Origin of the sequence: Paenibacillus ihuae (assembly GCF_001368795.1) — a bacterium.
Classification (GTDB): domain Bacteria; phylum Bacillota; class Bacilli; order Paenibacillales; family Paenibacillaceae; genus Paenibacillus_AQ; species Paenibacillus_AQ ihuae.
In genome coordinates, this window is record NZ_LN831198.1 from 3299412 (window position 1) to 3315844 (window position 16433).

The following is a 16433-nucleotide window of genomic DNA, read 5'->3' on the forward strand; positions in this document are numbered from 1 at the left end:
TTCTGCTTGCTGCGGCGCTTTTTTGGTTTGTTGACTCAATTGCCACTCCTCCTACACAACTAATATATAAGGATCATAAATCCCTTATTTAAACTGAATATAAACGTGTATGATATTCTTCTGCCGTTCAGTCCTGTTCATTATAAGCCTGATCACGGAGCTGCTTAACGGTCTGCAAGACCATTCTGCCCTCCGCCCCCGGATGTAGAAGCCGGAATAAATCATCGTAGACAAAAAAGTAACCTATTACATATAATAAATGTGCAACAGGTTACCTTATATGAAAGGAGAAGAATCTAATGGACGAAAAAGAACAGCAGGCTTACATCCTCGGCGCCTTCCTTATGCTTGCCAACCGTCTTCAGGTACTGGGTGATAAGCTGGATGAGAAGATCACAATGAAACAGTGGCTGCTGATTGCTGTTATTTTAAAGAGCGGCTCACCTGCACCCGCCTTAAGCGCTCTGGCTGCGATGATCGGCAGCTCCAGGCAAAATGTCAAAAAAATGGCCCTTCTGCTCGAGAAGCAGGGATTTGTGGCACTCTCTAAGGATGAAAAGGATGCACGGATTCTGCGTGTACGGCTGACCGAAGAATGTAGGGTTTATTTTGCGGGTAGACACCGGGAGGAAGAACAGTTCATGGAGGATTTATTCCAGGATTTCAATGCGGAGCTGACCACCGGACTGTTCACGGGTCTGACCAAGCTCACTGATAACATTGCCCGGATGGAAGCCGGCTCCCCAGATGAAGAAAAGGAGTAGAACCATTATGATTCTGCTGATCATTATTTTTGTATGTCTGGTTACCGCTATAATGGTCTTTTGGCACATTCCTTACTCCAAAACCAAGGCTGAATTTCAAAGGTTAGCCTCCGGTTTGCACAAGAGTGCATCAGCCGCGCCGGATAAAGTATTCACCAAGGAGGATTGGGCTCCGCTGCCGCTGCCTGTCCGGAAGTATTTTGAAACCGCCGGATTTACCGGAATGCCCCAGATGTCCTCGATGAAAGCCGTCTTCCGTAAGGTTGATTTCATCCTGAGCCCCAGCAAACCGGCTATCACCATAGACTATACCCAGTACAACTTCATAGAGCAGCCCGCCAGAATTGCCTTTATTAACACTTCGATGTATGGCGTCCCTTTTCAGGGACTCGATTCCTATGGAGGGGGTGAAGGCGGCATGAAGGCCGTTCTCGGCAAGACGTTTACTCTGTTTAACCAGCGTGGCGGGGAATTGGATCAGGCGAGTCTGGTCACCTTTCTGTCAGAGGTTATGCTGTTGCCAAGCGCTGCACTGCAAAGCTACATTACCTGGAAGAAGATAGACGATCTGCATGCGGAAGCTATTATCTCCCGTTATGGCATTACAGCCAGCGGAATATTCAGTTTTCGTGAGAACGGGGAATGCAGCTCTTTCTCGACGGAAGACCGCACGGCCATCGGGATGGACGGTTCAAAACAAAAAGTGAAATGGACCGCCTACATGGATACCTACAGAATGATCCGCGGCGTCCGGCAGCCCACTCACCTAAAGGCGGTATGGCATTATGAACAAGGAGATCTTGTGTACTTTGACAGTGACAATCTTCAGTTAGAATACCGTTGAATGCTATTCGGCAGTTCCAGTAAAATCCTTCACCTTGCATAACCATATCATATGATCATTACCAAGGCCCCAGTAGTCCTGAACCGTCTTATACGGCACCCCGAACTTTCTGAGCCATCGCTGCTGCGCGCGCTTGTAGCCGCTGTCCAGGCAGAACTGTTGAATCCCCTGCCCTTCAAGCCACGCAGCAATGCTCTTAATGAGCGCTGAGCCTACACCCTGGCCCTGAAACTGCGGCAATACGTATAAACTGCCCAGCTCACCTGTTTCATTCAGCTCACCGCCTGTACATACCCGGATATCCTCTCCGCAGGGACCGAAGGAAATAGTTCCGGCTGCTGTGCCGTCCAGCTTGGCAAGCATAAAAAAGGTATCCGGGTTGTCCCCCGAGAGCGAGCTTAGCACAAGCTTGCTTTTCCCCTCAATTTCAAGTTGAATATCCTCGCGCAAACCGCCAAGTCCCTCTTGTTCAAAGGCATCTGTAATTGAAATTTCAAATATCCGGGCTGCCGCCTCTTTATCCTCAGGCGTTAGCCTGCTTATAGTAAGCTTTGTATGCATGTTCTCCGACACCTCAAAACCAGATTAAGCTTCTGCTTAGGGTTAGTGTACACAAAATGATCGAGAAAATCGCGGGGTTTTGCGTTCTGCCGGCCTATTCTGCGTCTTTATGGATAACAAGCCTATCCCAATTAGGCGCGGACACCTGTGCCTGCTGCTTCCATCTGTTAAATACATCATTCAGCGCAACAACCTCGTGAACCGATCCATCGATCATTTTGGCAACCGGCAAACGGTGATACAGCTTCAGGAACAGATGGACCAGCCGGGGGTATTTCCGGATCCATTTTACCAGACTTGCCGGGGTTACCGTGTAGCCCAAAGTCTCGAGTACTCTAAACCCTTCATCCATCGCAACCACGATCTGCATCAGGGTCTGCTTGTTCTTCGCAAGCTTTTTGAAATCGTCCCCGGCGCCAACTGTAGCGAAGTTCAGCGGTACAATAGGGATGATATGGCTTTTCAGCCAGGCATCGATATCTTCAAGAATCGTCAGCTTATATTTCGCATGCTCAAATGTCTTCTGCAGAATGTCCTGATAAGGAATCTGTCCGTCAAGCGCCCCGAGCACCATCTGCCCTCCCCCGCGGATGCAGATCATCCGGTCTTTCTCTCTCCGCCCTCCGCTGAGCTGGAAACCGAAAGCAATGTTCTTCTTCCTCCGGCTATGCTCATCCAAGTACTTCTGCATGGAATGAGCCTCCGGATTATTGCCCACCAGTACAATATTGCTGCTGGCATTCTCGGCAAGCACCGGCAGAACCGCCGGAAAATCATTAAATTTCATCACTACAAATATAAGATCGTAGCTTTCCTCCGGCAAAAGTGTGCTGATCACCTTCACTTTATCGGTTGTCGTCTTCCGCTGAAAGTAATGGCGTATAACTAATCCGTCCCGCTCCAGTTCTTCAGCCCGTACACCTCTGGCAAGGACAGTGACATCATTTCCACCTTGAACCAGTACATGCGCCAAATAGCTTCCCAGCACTCCCGCACCGTATACTAAAGTTTTCATCGTTTCCCCTCTTTTTCGAACAAATGTTGTTTTTCAATCATTTGTCCAATATAATTCAGGTTATCAATGTGTACAATCGTTAATATCAGCGCTTATGTCGGTTACCCGACAGAATCCGGCAAATTGTTGGATAAGCTTGAATGAATATGCAAAGGGGAGCCTTACGCATGGACAGACGAATCAAAAAAAGTCAGGAAGCGATCATGGAGGCCTTGATCAGCCTGATGACGGAGAAGGAATTCGAGAAAATTACGATCAACGAAATCGCGGATCGTGCAGATGTCAACCGGGGAACAGTCTACGCCCATTACACTGATAAATACAACCTGCTGGAGGTATGTATTGAGACTCATCTGGATCAATTGATTGAGAGCTGCATGCCGCTGGAAGAGTCCGATGAACCATCTTATCCTTCAAAATCCTCCCTTCTGCGTGTATTTGCCATGCTGGAGAAGCACACCGTCTTCTATACCACCTTGCTATCAAGTAAAGGCGTCCCGGCGCTGCGAAACCGGCTGTGCGAAATGATCTGTCTGGGCATTAAGCAGCACTTAGTTGAGAATCATTGCCCTACCCGTGTAGATCAGGAAGTCCAGATTCAATTTCTGGCTTCCGCGACAGTCGGAGTCATAGAATGGTGGTTCACGCACTCGATGCCTTATTCAGCTGAAGATATTACCGAGCAGCTATGGAAGCTGCTTGAGCTGAATCAAATGGTGCCTAGTCCACTCTTGATCTGAAGACTAGAAATTCTGCAATAATATACTATAAGCCTTCAGGCGGTAAGGTGTACGATTCTTGTTGACTATATAACAGGAGGTCAGTATGAATCTAACCGCTTTTCTTGTCTACTGTGTTATTGTTACTTTTACCCCCGGGCCCACTAATATCGTCATTCTTTCATCCGTCCAGCATTACAGCATGAGGCAGGCGATGAACTATGTGCTCGGTGCAACGATGGCCTTCGGCCTGCTGCTTGGCGTATCCGCCATGCTGAACCGGATGCTTGCTGGCATTCTGCCTAATATACTCAGCATCATGCAGATCGTCGGTTGTCTGTACATGCTCTATCTTGCGTATCAAATCTACCGGATGGGTTCGGCGGATACCCGGGAGCAGCATCCGTCCAGCTTTGCTTCCGGAATACTGATGCAGTTTATCAATCCCAAGGTCATCCTGTTTACCTTAACCGTGATCCCGAGTTATGTACTGCCTTATTACAGTTCGGCGTTCACTTTGACGCTGTTCGTTATTATCATTACGGTTATCGGTTTTTTTGCTTTTATGGCCTGGCTTGTATTCGGATCTGTGTTTAGAACGTTTCTGCTGAATCATCAGCGGGCGGCGAATACGATTATGGCGCTGTTTCTGGTCTATTCGGCCGTAATGGTGTCGGGACTGCTATAGAGAATGGAGGTTCAACAGTGGAGCAGTTTATTTATAAAAAATCAGAGGATATCCTGGCGCTGTCCGCTAGCATGAGCGACTTTACCTACAAAAAGCACTGCCACGAAGAATATGCTGTAGGTGTGACTCTGCGCGGCATCCAGCAGTACAATCTGAACGGCAGCTTTCAGTCCTCGTACCGGAATGGCGTTATGCTTTTCAACCGTGAGCAGTATCATGACGGCAGCTCTTATGACCGGGACGGTATTGATTATGTCATGCTCTATCTTAGACCCGAATTAGTGTCAGAGATACTCGGAAGTAAGGAGCTCCGGTTCAATACCCCTATTGTATATGACCGGTGGTTAGCGCGCTGCATCTGCTCCCTCGCGGAAGCCGTCCAAACCGGCCAAGAGGAGTCCTTATGCAATGAACTGCTGCTCTCTCTTGTTGAGCGTCTAGCCCATACGTCAGCCGACACAGCTCATAGAACGGACAACCGGTTTGTCGAACGGGCTAAAGAGATGATGATGGGCAACCTTAACCAGGTGCTGAAGCTGGAGGATCTCAGCAACGAATTCGGCATATCCAAGTTCCAGTTTATCCGCGGGTTCAAGCAGCATGCCGGCATTTCGCCTTATCAATTTTTTCTGAATTGCAAAGTGGAATACGCTAAGCGCTCCATCGAACACACCAAAGATATATATGCGGCTGTAGCGGAATGCGGGTTTTTCGATCTAACCCATCTCAACAGGCATTTTAAAAGCATGTTCGGCGTCACCGCGTACGAATATATGTTACAGCTCAACTAAACGATATTCTTAACGTTAACCAGCAGAAGCTCCCGGGATCAACGGATCATCCGGGAGCTTCTATTTGTGCTGCTCAGTTTTTTTTCACTACAGGGATCCAAATCTCGCTTCTGTATGCGGGTGAAGATGTATCTTTACTTTCATTCCACAAAATCTCCGGCCCTTCCACCAGCTCATAAGGGGACGAAGGGAACCATTCAGAGTAGATTCTTCCCCAAACATTTTGCAGTGTATCTGGAAAAGGACCCACGGCTTCAAATACAGCCCAAGTTGCGGCAAGCACCTCAAGCTGCGAGAAGGGCTCCGGACAATCCAGTGTCGTAGCCACGCCGATATAATGATCCAATTCCCCCTTTTCCTCCATCCGGCCCTCCGCGAAATTCACAGAAGCACTGATCATTCCTTGGGGTTCTATGTTGGAGAGAGCTTTAAGCTGGCTGATCATCTCCATATTCAAACTTCCCCACATCGCCGCGATTTCCGGATTCACTCCCTCGAAAATAATCGGCACTCTTTTATGAAGACCTACAATGCGGAATGCTTCCTTCTCTTCCATACGGTAATTCATTTCATTTCCTCCCTGGACTGTTAATTGAAATGTCATCCGAGGAAAGGCCTTGAGCTGCTGACCGTTCACTCTCGCTTCAGAAGGTGTTACTCCATGAAACAGCTGAAAAGCCTTTGTAAAAGCATCGGGTGAACTGTAACCGTAATTGACAGCGATATCGACAATCCGAAAGGAACTATGCTGCAGTTCAAAGGCTGCCAGCGTCAAACGTCTGCGGCGCACATATTCAGACAGCGGGATTCCGGCCAGAAAAGAAAACATCCGCTTAAAATGATACTCCGAGCACATCGCCCGCCTTGCTGCTTCCTTATATTCAATTTCACCCGATAGCTGCTCCTCAATATAGGCGAGCGCCTTATTCATATCCTCCAGCGGATTCATGCACCTTCCTCCTTTCCTCAAGTCCAGATTAACAAAATCACGCCGCCAGGCTCCGACATTTGGTGCACCGTATTGACGGAATTGTCATTGCCGGCTGACCGGTTCCTTCAACGAAATCTTGTTCAGGAGATCAATGAACTGCTGTTTGCTCTGCGGATCTTTATCCAGATTCGTAAACTCCAGAATATATATCACTTTATCCTTGATGGTTACAATCCCGTAGTATGTATTATGGGTTCCGGTCGCGCCGGATGCTGCTGGCCCGTTATCCGCATCCAGGGTAATTAATCTGCAAACTCCCGCAGGCAGGGTTATCGTTTCATCGTTTATGACCGAGCTGTGATTCGGCAGTGCATGCTTAAATTCAAAATCGGCCACATATGGACTTGAAGAGATTCGCCCTACGCTTTCACCCCGGTCATTTTTCAGCAAATAATTCATTTGATCCCCTGTATCCAGCTCCCAGTCAGCAGGCAGCTCCAATACCAGTGAAGATAAGTCATACTCCTGAACGGCAGCAACCATTGAGCTAGCTTCCTGATGATCCGCCTGAACGTCTCCCTTTACTCCGAAATTAGAGCACCCGGTCAGGCTTAACAGTAAAGTAACGGTTACAACCATTGTTTTATTGGCTATCCGCATTCCCTTCATCCTCCATTGCTTGTTCTACTTAGGATAATTATCCCATATGAACGTGTATAGTGCAGCTAAACATTCATGGAGCCTATAAATATTTTAATTTTAAACTACGCCAAGAAAAATACATTTGTTTTCTAATTAGATATATGTATAATTAGATCATAATAAAATTAATAGTCGGTAAAATGGAGGATCACAAAAATGAAGAGTAAATTGGATAATTTTTTGGACCGTGACCGCAAGCTGCGCAGCTGGCCCGCCAAACGTGCCAATCAAAGAATCGTCGTAGAGTATTTGAGTACAAATTTTGCAGAAGGTGTGGAGTATACCGAGGCAAAGATCAATGAGATTATCAGAGACAATCACACCTTTAATGATCACTGCTTTTTACGAAGAGAACTGGTTGACAACCGCCTTCTGGGCAGAACCTCAGACGGCAGCAAGTATTGGAAAATCCCCCTGCCGAAAGAATCGTGATCAGAGTTGAAGCATAGCCGAAAAAGCCTGCCGCTGGCCATTGCAGGCTGCTTGCAGGCTTATATATAATTTAATACTTCGGAGAGGGAAAGAATTGTGATCCGCTGACCCCAGTCTACAGCTTGTTGTTCGCGATTGATTAACACGGATACAGCACCAGACTGATTGGCTCCGGTAATATCTTTCTGTTCATTGCCGACATAGATCATTTGATCAACCGCCGTCCCCAGTTCTCTTGCTAATTGTGCGAATCCTTCAGTCCGTGGCTTTCTATAACCGACATCCACAGAGCTCAGGAGTACATCGATATATTCCCGGATAGGTCCGATATCCCGCTGCACATAAGGTTTACTCATGCCATAAGGTACATCCGTTAAGATTCCTATGCGAATATTTTTACGTTTTAATTCCTTTAGCATACTCACCGTATCCTCGTAAACCTTGGACCGCTGTTGAAAAAAGCTAAAAAATACATGGATGGCCTGACCCGCATACCGGCTGTCTGCTCCCCAATTGGCAAGCACCGCATTAAAAATCTCAGTGTCTTTTATTTCATAATCCCTGGGATTTATTCTTGTGTTGTACAAGGACAGCACATGCTCAGCCTTATGAATGCGTTCCTCAGTGCATGGGATATGTATAGCTTCCATAATCTCAATCAGCGCTTTCCGGTACAGATTCTTCCAGCTGAGCGGCACGTCCTCATAATAAATCAGCGTATCACCAAGATCGAAGGCTACTGATTTCACTGACAGACCTCCTTTTAATTTCCGGTTAAACTGGGAGTACACGCACCTATCCGCCTATTCCTTCATACATAGTTGGAAGATAGAAGGGCGGGATGCAGGTGGGCAACAACAAACTTTTTGAGCAATGGGCGACTTTTCTGGCAGCTGTATGCAGTCAGACCTATGTGCAATTCAATAATCCCGACGGTTCATTCGTGGTGCCGTTTAATTATTCGCTGAAATATACAATTATGGCCAAGTCCGTAGGAAACATCTGGGAAAGGTTCGGCTTCATCCTGGAATCACCAGAGGAAATTATTATTGCCTTTCGGGGAACCAGCTCGACCACCAACTGGATTTCAGATATTATCGCTTCACAAAAGAGGTTCAAATATATCAAGGAAGACTGCCTGACCCACCGCGGGTTCACCGATATCTATTCTTCAGCCAGGAGTGAGATCATCTCAGTGCTCGCCGGCTTGCCACCCGGCAAATCCTTAATCATCACCGGCCACAGTCTTGGCGCAGCACTTGCTACCCTTTGTGCAGTCGATGTCGCAGCCAATACTGGCTTCACTTCACCGATGCTGTACACCTATGGTTCACCCCGTGTCGGTGATCCGGCCTTCAAAAAAGCATTCGCAACGCATGTACGCAGCAGCTACCGTATCGCCAATACCTTTGACGCCGTAACCTATGCTCCCCCGACGATCTATAAGCTGCCCAAACGGGAAAAAAGATTCTACTACAGTCATGTTCCGGCGCTCAACACGCTTGACTTCCAGAATGGCGCAATCGGCCTTAATCACATCATCAGCAGCTATTTTACAGAGCTCGCCAAGCTTGACCCGGAATTCACCCAGCAATTATGTCAGTCCAGCCCCGGATTCTGTCCGGTTGCTGTTCCGCCCCCGGTAACAGTCCCTTTATCCTGAAGAGCAAACCTGCCAAGCTGCCTGGCCGAATAAAAACTGATCAGACCAAGGCTTGCCAAATAACCGTTGAAGGGGAGCTGTGTATTACCTGTTATATTTGCTGATAAATTCCAAGGCCGCTTGACCCGCTTCATCCGGCTGCAGCAGCCAAACATAGGCATGCACAGAGTTTGGTATAGGTTCAATCTCATACCGCTCAAGCAGACCGGCAAAATAATAGAGACTGTTTCGTATTTGCTCATTCGCCCACTCTTCTTTACTGGGAAGAAACAGCACAGGGCATTTTACTTTCAGGTAATAGTCTTCGAACTTCACGTCCCAGTACTTTTGAACATATTCGGTTCGCACACGGTTCAAATAGCAGCAGGTATAACTCCCGTCTTCCAGCTGCTGCAGATTATTTTCGAAGAAAACCTGGAAATGTTCATTCCAATACCCTTGCTCTGTCAGTTCTGCACGCTCTCCGCCGACGTACTCCTCTATGCTTGTAAATACGCGTTCCTGCCTATTCGACAACCCGGCCAGCATCACCGTTTTTTTCTGGTCAACCTCTTCTGCAGTTCCTTTAAATAACCCGTGTTCACCAAATTCATTATAGATAGCACCCTCGCAGATCAGCGACTGCACAAGTTCCGGATGTGCCGCAGCCAGACTGAGACCAATCTCAGCACCCATCGAGCTTCCTACGATATGACAATGCTCAACCTGCAGCTGCTTCAGTAATAACCATAAATCATGAGCCATATCCCCAATATGATAACCGGTCTCCGGCTTATCCGATTTGCCGTGTCCGCGAAAATCAGGTGCAATGATGCTGTACTTGTCTGCAAATTGCGGGATAATCCCATTCCACATATGCAAATTACCGCCGCTAAAATGAAGAAATACTACGACTTCCTTATTCTCATCTAACGAATATCTTACGTTTATCCCAATAGAGCCGATCTGGATCATTTCCTCAATCATGCCTGTGTTCCTCCTATGTATTGCTTTCTTGATACGCTAATTGGATCCCCCATTTACTACTGCTGTGCTCAATTTTATATACGCTGGTGTACGATGACGGGAACGCTTTGGACAGATTAGTCCACTCCAGGCCCCGCACCAAATGATAAATCAGATTGATTACACCGCCATGGGTTACAACTAATACATTTTCACTATGAAGCTGCTCTTCCTGCTCCCGGCATAATTTTTCGAAAACATCCTTAATCCGAGTAAAAAATTCATTCGGACTCTCCCCGCCCGCAAAATAGTTCCCAAGCCGTTCCGACTGCCTGTACCCTTCCGCATTCAATCCCCGCTGACTCCAGCCTCCCCGGTAATCTTCATCATCCCTGCCGTGTCTAACCAAATAGATCGACATCTCTTATCCTCCAAATTCTGTATGTTTGTCTTCGTAAAGATATGTAATTACTGGAAATATGTCTATGATATTTGCCTCCCCTGTTATATAGAAAAGACAGTCCAAAAGCGCCGTAAGCGTTCTGAACTGCCCTCAATTTACTTGAATTATTTACAATGACTCCCGGATTACCCGCTTGTAATAGAGTACGGATAAGAATCCGAAAATCGAATACAGCACCGTATACAGCAGCATTACCAGAATCATTGGTGTGAGCATCTCGGTTCCGAAGAAGAACCACCCCGATTTGACCGCGAAATAACTGTGGCACAGCCCGATGACCAGCGGAATACCAAAGTTGAACAGCTGCTTATACTGGATTCCATGCAGTAGATCACTCTGGGTGAAGCCCAGCTTGCGCAGAATGGTATACCCTCCTTTTTCCTCTTCGCCTTCGTCCATCTGCTTGAAGTACAGAATACAGCCGGAGGTGATCAGGAAGGTCAGACCGAGAAATCCGACAATGAACATCATCATTCCCATGTTGGACCGCTGGTTCAGCTCGTATTCATACTGGGAGAAGCTTGGTGACTGCGGTTTCTGGTCCATATAGATTTCATTCGCTGTATCGATCTGTGAGCGGTCGGTCAGCTCAATGCCGTAATAATCCGCCACCTCCTGCTTTTTCTGCAGTTTAGGGTCCAGCGCTTGAACCAGTTCCTTAAATACGGATTCATCCACTACAAAAATCCCGCCGCCTCCGCCATAATAGTAGGGCAGAACCGGTGTCGGATAAACTCCGTTAAGCTGCTGCTTGACCGGGCCGTCGACCGTCTGAAACTCCACCTCTCCAGTTTCACTGAGTGACATGAATTTTTCCAGCGCACCGCCGTAGCCCACGATCTGCGTTTCACCCGGCTTCACATCTACATCCTCGACATCACTGTCACTGACAACAGAAGTCGTAAGAATACTGTCCCCCGGAGCTGTAAACGCCGAATTTTCCATAATCTTCGAAGCATCGACATTCATCTGGACCGGCTGCATGTCTATCTCTTTGTATTCTATATGCTGCGCATCCAGGGCCTGTACAAACTTCTCCTTCACTGCTGCCCGGGCAAAACCGAAGTCATGCGGTGAACTCTCTTTAGCCGATGCTTCCGCCGAATAATACGAGATATAGCTCAGGGACAGCAGACCGATGGCCAGCGCCGATACTGTAGTTATAATAGTCAGCAGCAGCGCATTCGATTTCATCCGGAACATGATCGAGGAGAGCGACAGCACCTCATTGATTGAGAGATAACCTTTTTTGCTCTTGCGGATGGCATTGAACAGAAAACTGACCGAACCCTTGTAGAACAGATAAGTTCCGATAATAACCAGGGCAAGGATCAGTATCATCGCAGTCATGAGTTCGGTCATTTCCTTAAATTTACCGCTGAAGAGCTGAGTCGAAATATAATACCCCGCTGCAATAAAGGTAATGCCCAGGAGCCCGAGGACGATTTCCCATAGCGGCATTTTGCGGATGCGCGTCTGTGTCGTTGCACTTACTTTGAACAAGGATAGAATGCTCTGCCCTTTGATGAACAGATAATTCATTAGCATAATCAGCATGTAGATCGCAGCAAAGACAACAATCGTCCGCATCAGTGCATCAGGTGAGAACCGCAGCTTAGCCATTGCGTCGATCTCCAGGATTTTAAACAGAATCATCAGAATTAAGCGCGACACCGCAAATCCGGCCACAATACCGAGAATCATCGACCCGAAATACAGCATCAGGTTCTCGGCGCTCAGTAATCTGAAGATCTTCCCTTTAGTCAGTCCAATCAGCTGGAACAGTCCGATCTCCCGGCTGCGCCGCTTGATAAAAATTGTATTCGCATACAGCAGGAAGATAGCGACAATCGCCACCAGCAACACTGAAGAGGTGCCGATGGCCGCTCCCCCTTTGACTGATCCGGCAACTTCATCCATCGCAGGGTCGAATTGCAGCGTAACAAAGGAGAAGTAGAGCGCCACACTAAATATCAGGGCAAAGACATACAGGTAATAGTTCTTAATGTTCTTTTTCAGATTGCGGAAAATGATATAGTTCAGGCTCATTGCTGGACACCGCCCAATACGCCTTGGGTTTTGATGATATCGTTGAAGAAGGACTGGCGGGACTCGTCACCTTTGTTAAGCTGTGTGTAAATCTGTCCATCGCGGATAAAGACCACCCGGCTGCAATAGCTGGCGGCTACAGGATCATGGGTGACCATGACGATCGTCGCCTGTCGTTTATTGTTCATGTCGGCAAGTTTATTCAGCAGGTCCGAAGCGGATTTGGAATCCAGCGCTCCCGTAGGCTCATCTGCAAAAATAATGCTCGGTTCATGTACGAACGCCCGCGCTGCCGAGGTCCGCTGCTTCTGCCCCCCGGATATTTCCGCCGGATATTTGTTCTGAAGCTCGGAAATCCCCAGCTCCCCGGCCACCTGCTCAAACTTCCCATGGGCTTCCTTCTTGGAGATGCCGGTAATCGAGAGCGGCAGCAGCACATTTTCTTTGACCGTCAGGGTATCCAGCAGATTATATTCCTGAAAAATAAATCCGAGATGATGCTTGCGGAACTCCGCCAGCTGCTTTTCCTTCATCCCCGTAAATTCCTTGCCTTCGATCTCAATCGTCCCCTGGCTGACCCGGTCGATAGAGGATAGAACATTCAGCAGGGTTGTCTTGCCTGACCCGGAAGCTCCCATAATGCCGACGAACTCGCCTTTATTCACCTGCAGATCAATTCCCTTAAGCACTTCCTGCTTGTTAAATTTATTCCCGTAGGTTTTGTAGATTTTATTGGCTTGTAAAATGACCATGTTTTACCCACTCCTTTTCTGTAATTTCATCTTAAGCGGGATCAGCTTTCTTTTCCTGCGATTCGCCGAACAATATGAACAGGCATGTGACATTATTGTCACATGCCCGTTATCAGGGGAGGGGCAGAGATGGGCTTAAGCCGTAACTACGTCGAATGTTTGGACTTCCGGCCGCTGTTGTTCACAGATTCCTTGATCTGAACCACCATACGGTTGAAATCTGTGACCTGCTTATGCTTCCGTAGCGAGCTTTTCTGCGAAAAGCTTTCAGGCGATCGCTAACGCTCCTACAGTTCCAAACCTCCCCTCCGTCACTTCTGCCCATTCAGGTAAGGTCAAGTTCCACTAATATAGCTGGTGTGCTATATTCAAGTTACTAAATCCATATTTTACCTGTTAGTCATTCTAACTATTAGGAGGTTATAATGATACATCAATTCACGGATGCTCTAAATAATCAATCACTCGATGAGCTGCGCAGAATCCCCAAAAGCGACTTACATAACCATGCCGGGCGCGGAGGTAATATCAAGTATATCGGAGAGTGGGCGAATACCACCATTCTGCCGCCTTCCTCCAAATTCGGATCCTTGGGTGAGATGCAGCAGTGGTTCGTCATTCATGTAAAAAGCCTTTGCCCCGGTATCCAAGGCTATCTGAAACGGATCGAAGCTTCCTTCGTCCAGGCCGCTGATGACGGGGTTGAACGCTTGGCCCTGAGCTACGGGATCGATGAAATTAATGCCCTCGGAGGTATGGAGGCATTCATACATACAATGGACGGCTTGAGTCATCATTACGCGCCGCACACACAATTCCTGCCGGAGCTGGCATTTGACAGCAGCGGCAATGTTGACGAAGCATTAGACAGGCTGGATGAAATCCTGTCTTATCACTGGTTCAAGTCCGTTGATATCTGCGGTCTTGAGCTGGCCCAGCCGATTAGAAACTTCCGCTCTCTCTATCGTCGGGCCAAGGAAGCCGGGCTCATTTTAAAAGCTCATTCCGGTGAATTCGGTACAGCCGATGATGTAATGGAAGCAGCCGAAGAGCTGGAGCTCCAGGAGGTTCATCATGGGATCGCCGCAGCGCAGTCTCCCCAAGTAATGAACTGGCTTGCCGGGCATAACATTACCTTAAATGTGTGCCCGACCAGCAATGTGATGCTCGGCCGGACAGAAAATTACTCCACCCATCCCATCCGGGTCCTGTATGATGCCGGAGTCCCCGTAACCATCAATACTGACGATATGCTGATCTTTAATCAGAGTGTTTCCGAAGAGTACCTGAATCTGTACAGCTCCGGGTTAATGTCGGCTAATGAGCTGAATGATATCCGTGAAACCGGACTTCGAAGATAATGCCCGCAGTCACTGGCCGGCAAGCCTCACAAAATCATTCTCCCTTGGAAAGGTCAATGTAAATGTAGTGCCTTTCCCGGGTGCCGACTCCGCCCGGATGTCAATCAACAGCGGCTCCGCGACCTGCTTCGTCAAATACAGGCCCATGCCGGTAGCCGCCCCTTCCTGCCTGCCCAGTGTGGAGGTGAAGCCCTTGTCAAAAATCCGCGGCAGATCCTTGGGATCGATCCCTCTCCCCTGATCTTCAATGACCAGTACAACATGTCCCTCCGTTTCCCAGCTCCTGACAGCAATATCCGAAGCTTCACTGTATTTCACGGCGTTCGTCAGCAATTGCCGGAGCATGAACCCGAGCCACTTTCCGTCAGTCAGCACCGTTTCCGCCTCTAGCGACACATCGAACCCGATTCCTTTGGGGATGCACCAGGACTTCAGCGCCCGGATCTCTTGATTAAGGATCGGTTCAAGTCCGGTGTCCTCGATAAAAAGATCATTGCGCATAAACGGGATACGCTTCTGATGAAGCTGCTGGTCAAGCAGATGATGAATCCGCAGCCATTCGTACATGATCTGGCTCCGCAGCGTTTCATCCGGAAGGCGTTCAATCATCAGTTGCATCGCAGTGAGCGGTGTCTTCACCTCATGGATCCATGACAGGAGGTCATCCTTCTCCTGCTCCAGCAGCCGGAAGCTCACAGCGGATTCCCGGCGGTAGCGTTCAGTCTGGGAGGTTACTGCCTCCTGCACAATCTGTTCAAACGGACTGTCCGCTTCGTCAAACGCCTCAAGATCATACACCTGGTCCCAGGCTTTAACGGCCCTGTAGAACCGGGTCTCCTTTTGAAACCGGATGAACACAAACGCCGTACAAACCAGCACATTCAGCAGAACAATATAGAGAAGCGGCAGAAAGGGTATGGAAGCATCCACAAAAGCAACAAACAGGATCATCACTTGAATCCCGGCAAGCAGACAGAGCCAGCTCCGCTTCTCTTTTATGTATTTGGTGATCATAACGCCGCCTCTTCGGTCGCCATATAGCCCTGTCCGACCTTGGTTTCAATAAAGGTGTCCAGCTCCAGCGGCTCCAGCTTTTTGCGCAGCCGGTTCACATTCACAGTCAGCGTATTATCACTCACGAAATGCTCATTATCCCAGAGGTTTTTAATCAGCTCCTCACGGTCGACAATCTGATCCTTGCGCTCCACCAGTATTTTTAGAATAAACATTTCATTTTTGGTGAGCAGAGCGGCACCTAGGCTGTTTGTAACTGTGTTCTTTACATATTCAATCGTCGCCCCCCGCCATGTCTTCAGCTCCGTCCGTTCACTGCTGTAGTTATACACCCGGCGCAGGGTAGCCTGAATTTTGGCGATCAGTACCTCGAAATGGAACGGCTTCTGCATGAAATCGTCCGCGCCAAGCTGCATGGACATAACCATATCGCTCGGGTGATCGCGGGAGGAGAGAAAGATAATCGGCACATTGGAGTGCGCCCGGATCATCCGGCACCAATGGAACCCGTCATAAAGCGGCAGCTGGATGTCAATGATGACAAGCTCCGGCTTAACCGCCGTGAACTCCTGCAGCACTTTGGAGAAATCCGAAATGCCGTATACCTCATAGGACCATTGGGACAAGCGTTCCCTAATCTCGTTAAATAGGGTAACATCGTCTTCGACTAACATGATTTTGAACAAAAGAGGGCACCCCGTTTCGAATCTCAATGCATGAATAATAATACTGATTATGA

General features: G+C 48.1%; 19 protein-coding genes. 8 read left to right on the plus strand and 11 right to left on the minus strand.

Annotated features, from left to right (window positions below; translation table 11 throughout):
- The first annotated feature begins 299 nt into the window (after nt 1–299).
- Together AQR02_RS15125 and AQR02_RS15130 are read left to right on the plus strand one after the other, a co-directional pair.
- Nucleotides 300–764 carry a helix-turn-helix domain-containing protein gene (locus tag AQR02_RS15125; protein WP_054941188.1) on the plus strand — a complete coding sequence of 155 codons (465 nt, stop codon included), beginning with the start codon at nt 300–302 and terminating at the stop codon, nt 762–764.
- Between the two features lie 7 nt (nt 765–771).
- Nucleotides 772–1608, plus strand: coding sequence for a DUF6544 family protein (locus AQR02_RS15130; RefSeq protein ID WP_054941189.1), 837 nt, complete (start codon nt 772–774; stop codon nt 1606–1608).
- 3 nt (nt 1609–1611) lie between these two features.
- Here AQR02_RS15130 and AQR02_RS15135 read toward each other — a convergent pair whose 3' ends face one another.
- The gene (locus AQR02_RS15135; RefSeq protein ID WP_054941190.1) at nt 1612–2169 is read right to left on the minus strand and encodes a GNAT family N-acetyltransferase; all 558 of its coding nucleotides are present in this window, start codon (nt 2167–2169) and stop codon (nt 1612–1614) included.
- 94 nt (nt 2170–2263) lie between these two features.
- Nucleotides 2264–3184: a ketopantoate reductase family protein gene (locus AQR02_RS15140; protein ID WP_054941191.1), complete on the minus strand. Its 921-nt coding sequence runs from the start codon at nt 3182–3184 to the stop codon at nt 2264–2266.
- Nucleotides 3185–3351: 167 nt separating this feature from the next.
- Between AQR02_RS15140 and AQR02_RS15145 the strand changes: the two genes are divergently transcribed.
- The 3 genes from AQR02_RS15145 (at nt 3352) to AQR02_RS15155 (ending at nt 5382) form a co-directional block, all read left to right on the plus strand.
- Complete coding sequence (locus AQR02_RS15145) at nt 3352–3924, plus strand: TetR/AcrR family transcriptional regulator (protein WP_054941192.1); 573 nt, start codon at nt 3352–3354, stop codon at nt 3922–3924.
- 85 nt (nt 3925–4009) lie between these two features.
- A complete protein-coding gene (locus tag AQR02_RS15150; RefSeq protein ID WP_054941193.1) occupies nt 4010–4591 on the plus strand; it encodes a LysE family translocator in 582 nt (193 codons plus the stop codon).
- A 17-nt stretch (nt 4592–4608) separates the two neighbouring features.
- Entirely contained in the window at nt 4609–5382 is a 774-nt protein-coding gene (locus AQR02_RS15155) for an AraC family transcriptional regulator (protein ID WP_054941194.1), read from the plus strand.
- Between the two features lie 73 nt (nt 5383–5455).
- Here AQR02_RS15155 and AQR02_RS15160 read toward each other — a convergent pair whose 3' ends face one another.
- Complete coding sequence (locus AQR02_RS15160; protein WP_054941195.1) at nt 5456–6331, minus strand: AraC family transcriptional regulator; 876 nt, start codon at nt 6329–6331, stop codon at nt 5456–5458.
- Between the two features lie 84 nt (nt 6332–6415).
- Complete coding sequence (locus AQR02_RS15165) at nt 6416–6973, minus strand: hypothetical protein (RefSeq protein ID WP_054941196.1); 558 nt, start codon at nt 6971–6973, stop codon at nt 6416–6418.
- 198 nt (nt 6974–7171) lie between these two features.
- Here AQR02_RS15165 and AQR02_RS15170 point away from each other — a divergent pair, with 198 nt between their 5' ends.
- Nucleotides 7172–7447, plus strand: coding sequence for a DUF2087 domain-containing protein (locus AQR02_RS15170; RefSeq protein ID WP_054941197.1), 276 nt, complete (start codon nt 7172–7174; stop codon nt 7445–7447).
- 59 nt (nt 7448–7506) lie between these two features.
- Here AQR02_RS15170 and AQR02_RS15175 read toward each other — a convergent pair whose 3' ends face one another.
- Complete coding sequence (locus AQR02_RS15175) at nt 7507–8196, minus strand: HAD family hydrolase (RefSeq protein ID WP_054941198.1); 690 nt, start codon at nt 8194–8196, stop codon at nt 7507–7509.
- A gap of 92 nt (nt 8197–8288) precedes the next feature.
- Between AQR02_RS15175 and AQR02_RS15180 the strand changes: the two genes are divergently transcribed.
- Nucleotides 8289–9110, plus strand: a complete 822-nt coding sequence (locus AQR02_RS15180) for a lipase family protein (RefSeq protein ID WP_054941199.1) — start codon at nt 8289–8291, stop codon at nt 9108–9110.
- An 84-nt stretch (nt 9111–9194) separates the two neighbouring features.
- On the opposite strand, the gene AQR02_RS15185 is transcribed toward AQR02_RS15180, so the two are convergent.
- The 4 genes from AQR02_RS15185 to AQR02_RS15200 all read right to left on the minus strand — a co-directional run bounded on the left by AQR02_RS15185 (nt 9195) and on the right by AQR02_RS15200 (nt 13319).
- Nucleotides 9195–10076 (minus strand): alpha/beta fold hydrolase, encoded by an 882-nt coding sequence (locus tag AQR02_RS15185; RefSeq protein ID WP_054941200.1) that lies wholly within the window; start codon nt 10074–10076, stop codon nt 9195–9197.
- 13 nt (nt 10077–10089) lie between these two features.
- Nucleotides 10090–10476, minus strand: coding sequence for a histidine phosphatase family protein (locus AQR02_RS15190; RefSeq protein ID WP_054941201.1), 387 nt, complete (start codon nt 10474–10476; stop codon nt 10090–10092).
- Between the two features lie 150 nt (nt 10477–10626).
- On the minus strand, nt 10627–12567 hold the full coding sequence (locus AQR02_RS15195) for an FtsX-like permease family protein (RefSeq protein WP_054941202.1): 1941 nt from the start codon (nt 12565–12567) through the stop codon (nt 10627–10629).
- Nucleotides 12564–13319 (minus strand): ABC transporter ATP-binding protein, encoded by a 756-nt coding sequence (locus AQR02_RS15200; protein ID WP_054941203.1) that lies wholly within the window; start codon nt 13317–13319, stop codon nt 12564–12566. The genes AQR02_RS15195 and AQR02_RS15200 overlap by 4 nt, the downstream gene beginning before the upstream one ends.
- Before the next feature lie 425 nt (nt 13320–13744).
- Between AQR02_RS15200 and AQR02_RS15205 the strand changes: the two genes are divergently transcribed.
- Nucleotides 13745–14680 carry an amidohydrolase family protein gene (locus AQR02_RS15205; protein ID WP_054941204.1) on the plus strand — a complete coding sequence of 312 codons (936 nt, stop codon included), beginning with the start codon at nt 13745–13747 and terminating at the stop codon, nt 14678–14680.
- Between the two features lie 9 nt (nt 14681–14689).
- Here AQR02_RS15205 and AQR02_RS15210 read toward each other — a convergent pair whose 3' ends face one another.
- Nucleotides 14690–15694 carry a sensor histidine kinase gene (locus tag AQR02_RS15210; RefSeq protein WP_054941205.1) on the minus strand — a complete coding sequence of 335 codons (1005 nt, stop codon included), beginning with the start codon at nt 15692–15694 and terminating at the stop codon, nt 14690–14692.
- The gene (locus AQR02_RS15215) at nt 15691–16380 is read right to left on the minus strand and encodes a response regulator transcription factor (protein ID WP_054941206.1); all 690 of its coding nucleotides are present in this window, start codon (nt 16378–16380) and stop codon (nt 15691–15693) included. The genes AQR02_RS15210 and AQR02_RS15215 overlap by 4 nt, the downstream gene beginning before the upstream one ends.
- Nucleotides 16381–16433: the final 53 nt, after the last annotated feature.

Bases quoted from the DNA above. Each gene is read 5' to 3' on its own strand.
- AQR02_RS15190 (WP_054941201.1), bottom strand. From the start codon at position 10,476: ATGTCGATCTATTTGGTTAGACACGGCAGGGATGATGAAGATTACCGG.
- AQR02_RS15140 (WP_054941191.1), bottom strand. From the start codon at position 3,184: ATGAAAACTTTAGTATACGGTGCGGGAGTGCTGGGAAGCTATTTGGCG.
- AQR02_RS15210 (WP_054941205.1), bottom strand. From the start codon at position 15,694: ATGATCACCAAATACATAAAAGAGAAGCGGAGCTGGCTCTGTCTGCTT.
- AQR02_RS15125 (WP_054941188.1), top strand. From the start codon at position 300: ATGGACGAAAAAGAACAGCAGGCTTACATCCTCGGCGCCTTCCTTATG.
- AQR02_RS15160 (WP_054941195.1), bottom strand. From the start codon at position 6,331: ATGAATCCGCTGGAGGATATGAATAAGGCGCTCGCCTATATTGAGGAG.
- AQR02_RS15150 (WP_054941193.1), top strand. From the start codon at position 4,010: ATGAATCTAACCGCTTTTCTTGTCTACTGTGTTATTGTTACTTTTACC.
- AQR02_RS15165 (WP_054941196.1), bottom strand. From the start codon at position 6,973: ATGCGGATAGCCAATAAAACAATGGTTGTAACCGTTACTTTACTGTTA.
- AQR02_RS15130 (WP_054941189.1), top strand. From the start codon at position 772: ATGATTCTGCTGATCATTATTTTTGTATGTCTGGTTACCGCTATAATG.
- AQR02_RS15195 (WP_054941202.1), bottom strand. From the start codon at position 12,567: ATGAGCCTGAACTATATCATTTTCCGCAATCTGAAAAAGAACATTAAG.
- AQR02_RS15205 (WP_054941204.1), top strand. From the start codon at position 13,745: ATGATACATCAATTCACGGATGCTCTAAATAATCAATCACTCGATGAG.
- AQR02_RS15135 (WP_054941190.1), bottom strand. From the start codon at position 2,169: ATGCATACAAAGCTTACTATAAGCAGGCTAACGCCTGAGGATAAAGAG.
- AQR02_RS15180 (WP_054941199.1), top strand. From the start codon at position 8,289: ATGCAGGTGGGCAACAACAAACTTTTTGAGCAATGGGCGACTTTTCTG.
- AQR02_RS15145 (WP_054941192.1), top strand. From the start codon at position 3,352: ATGGACAGACGAATCAAAAAAAGTCAGGAAGCGATCATGGAGGCCTTG.
- AQR02_RS15185 (WP_054941200.1), bottom strand. From the start codon at position 10,076: ATGATTGAGGAAATGATCCAGATCGGCTCTATTGGGATAAACGTAAGA.
- AQR02_RS15170 (WP_054941197.1), top strand. From the start codon at position 7,172: ATGAAGAGTAAATTGGATAATTTTTTGGACCGTGACCGCAAGCTGCGC.
- AQR02_RS15200 (WP_054941203.1), bottom strand. From the start codon at position 13,319: ATGGTCATTTTACAAGCCAATAAAATCTACAAAACCTACGGGAATAAA.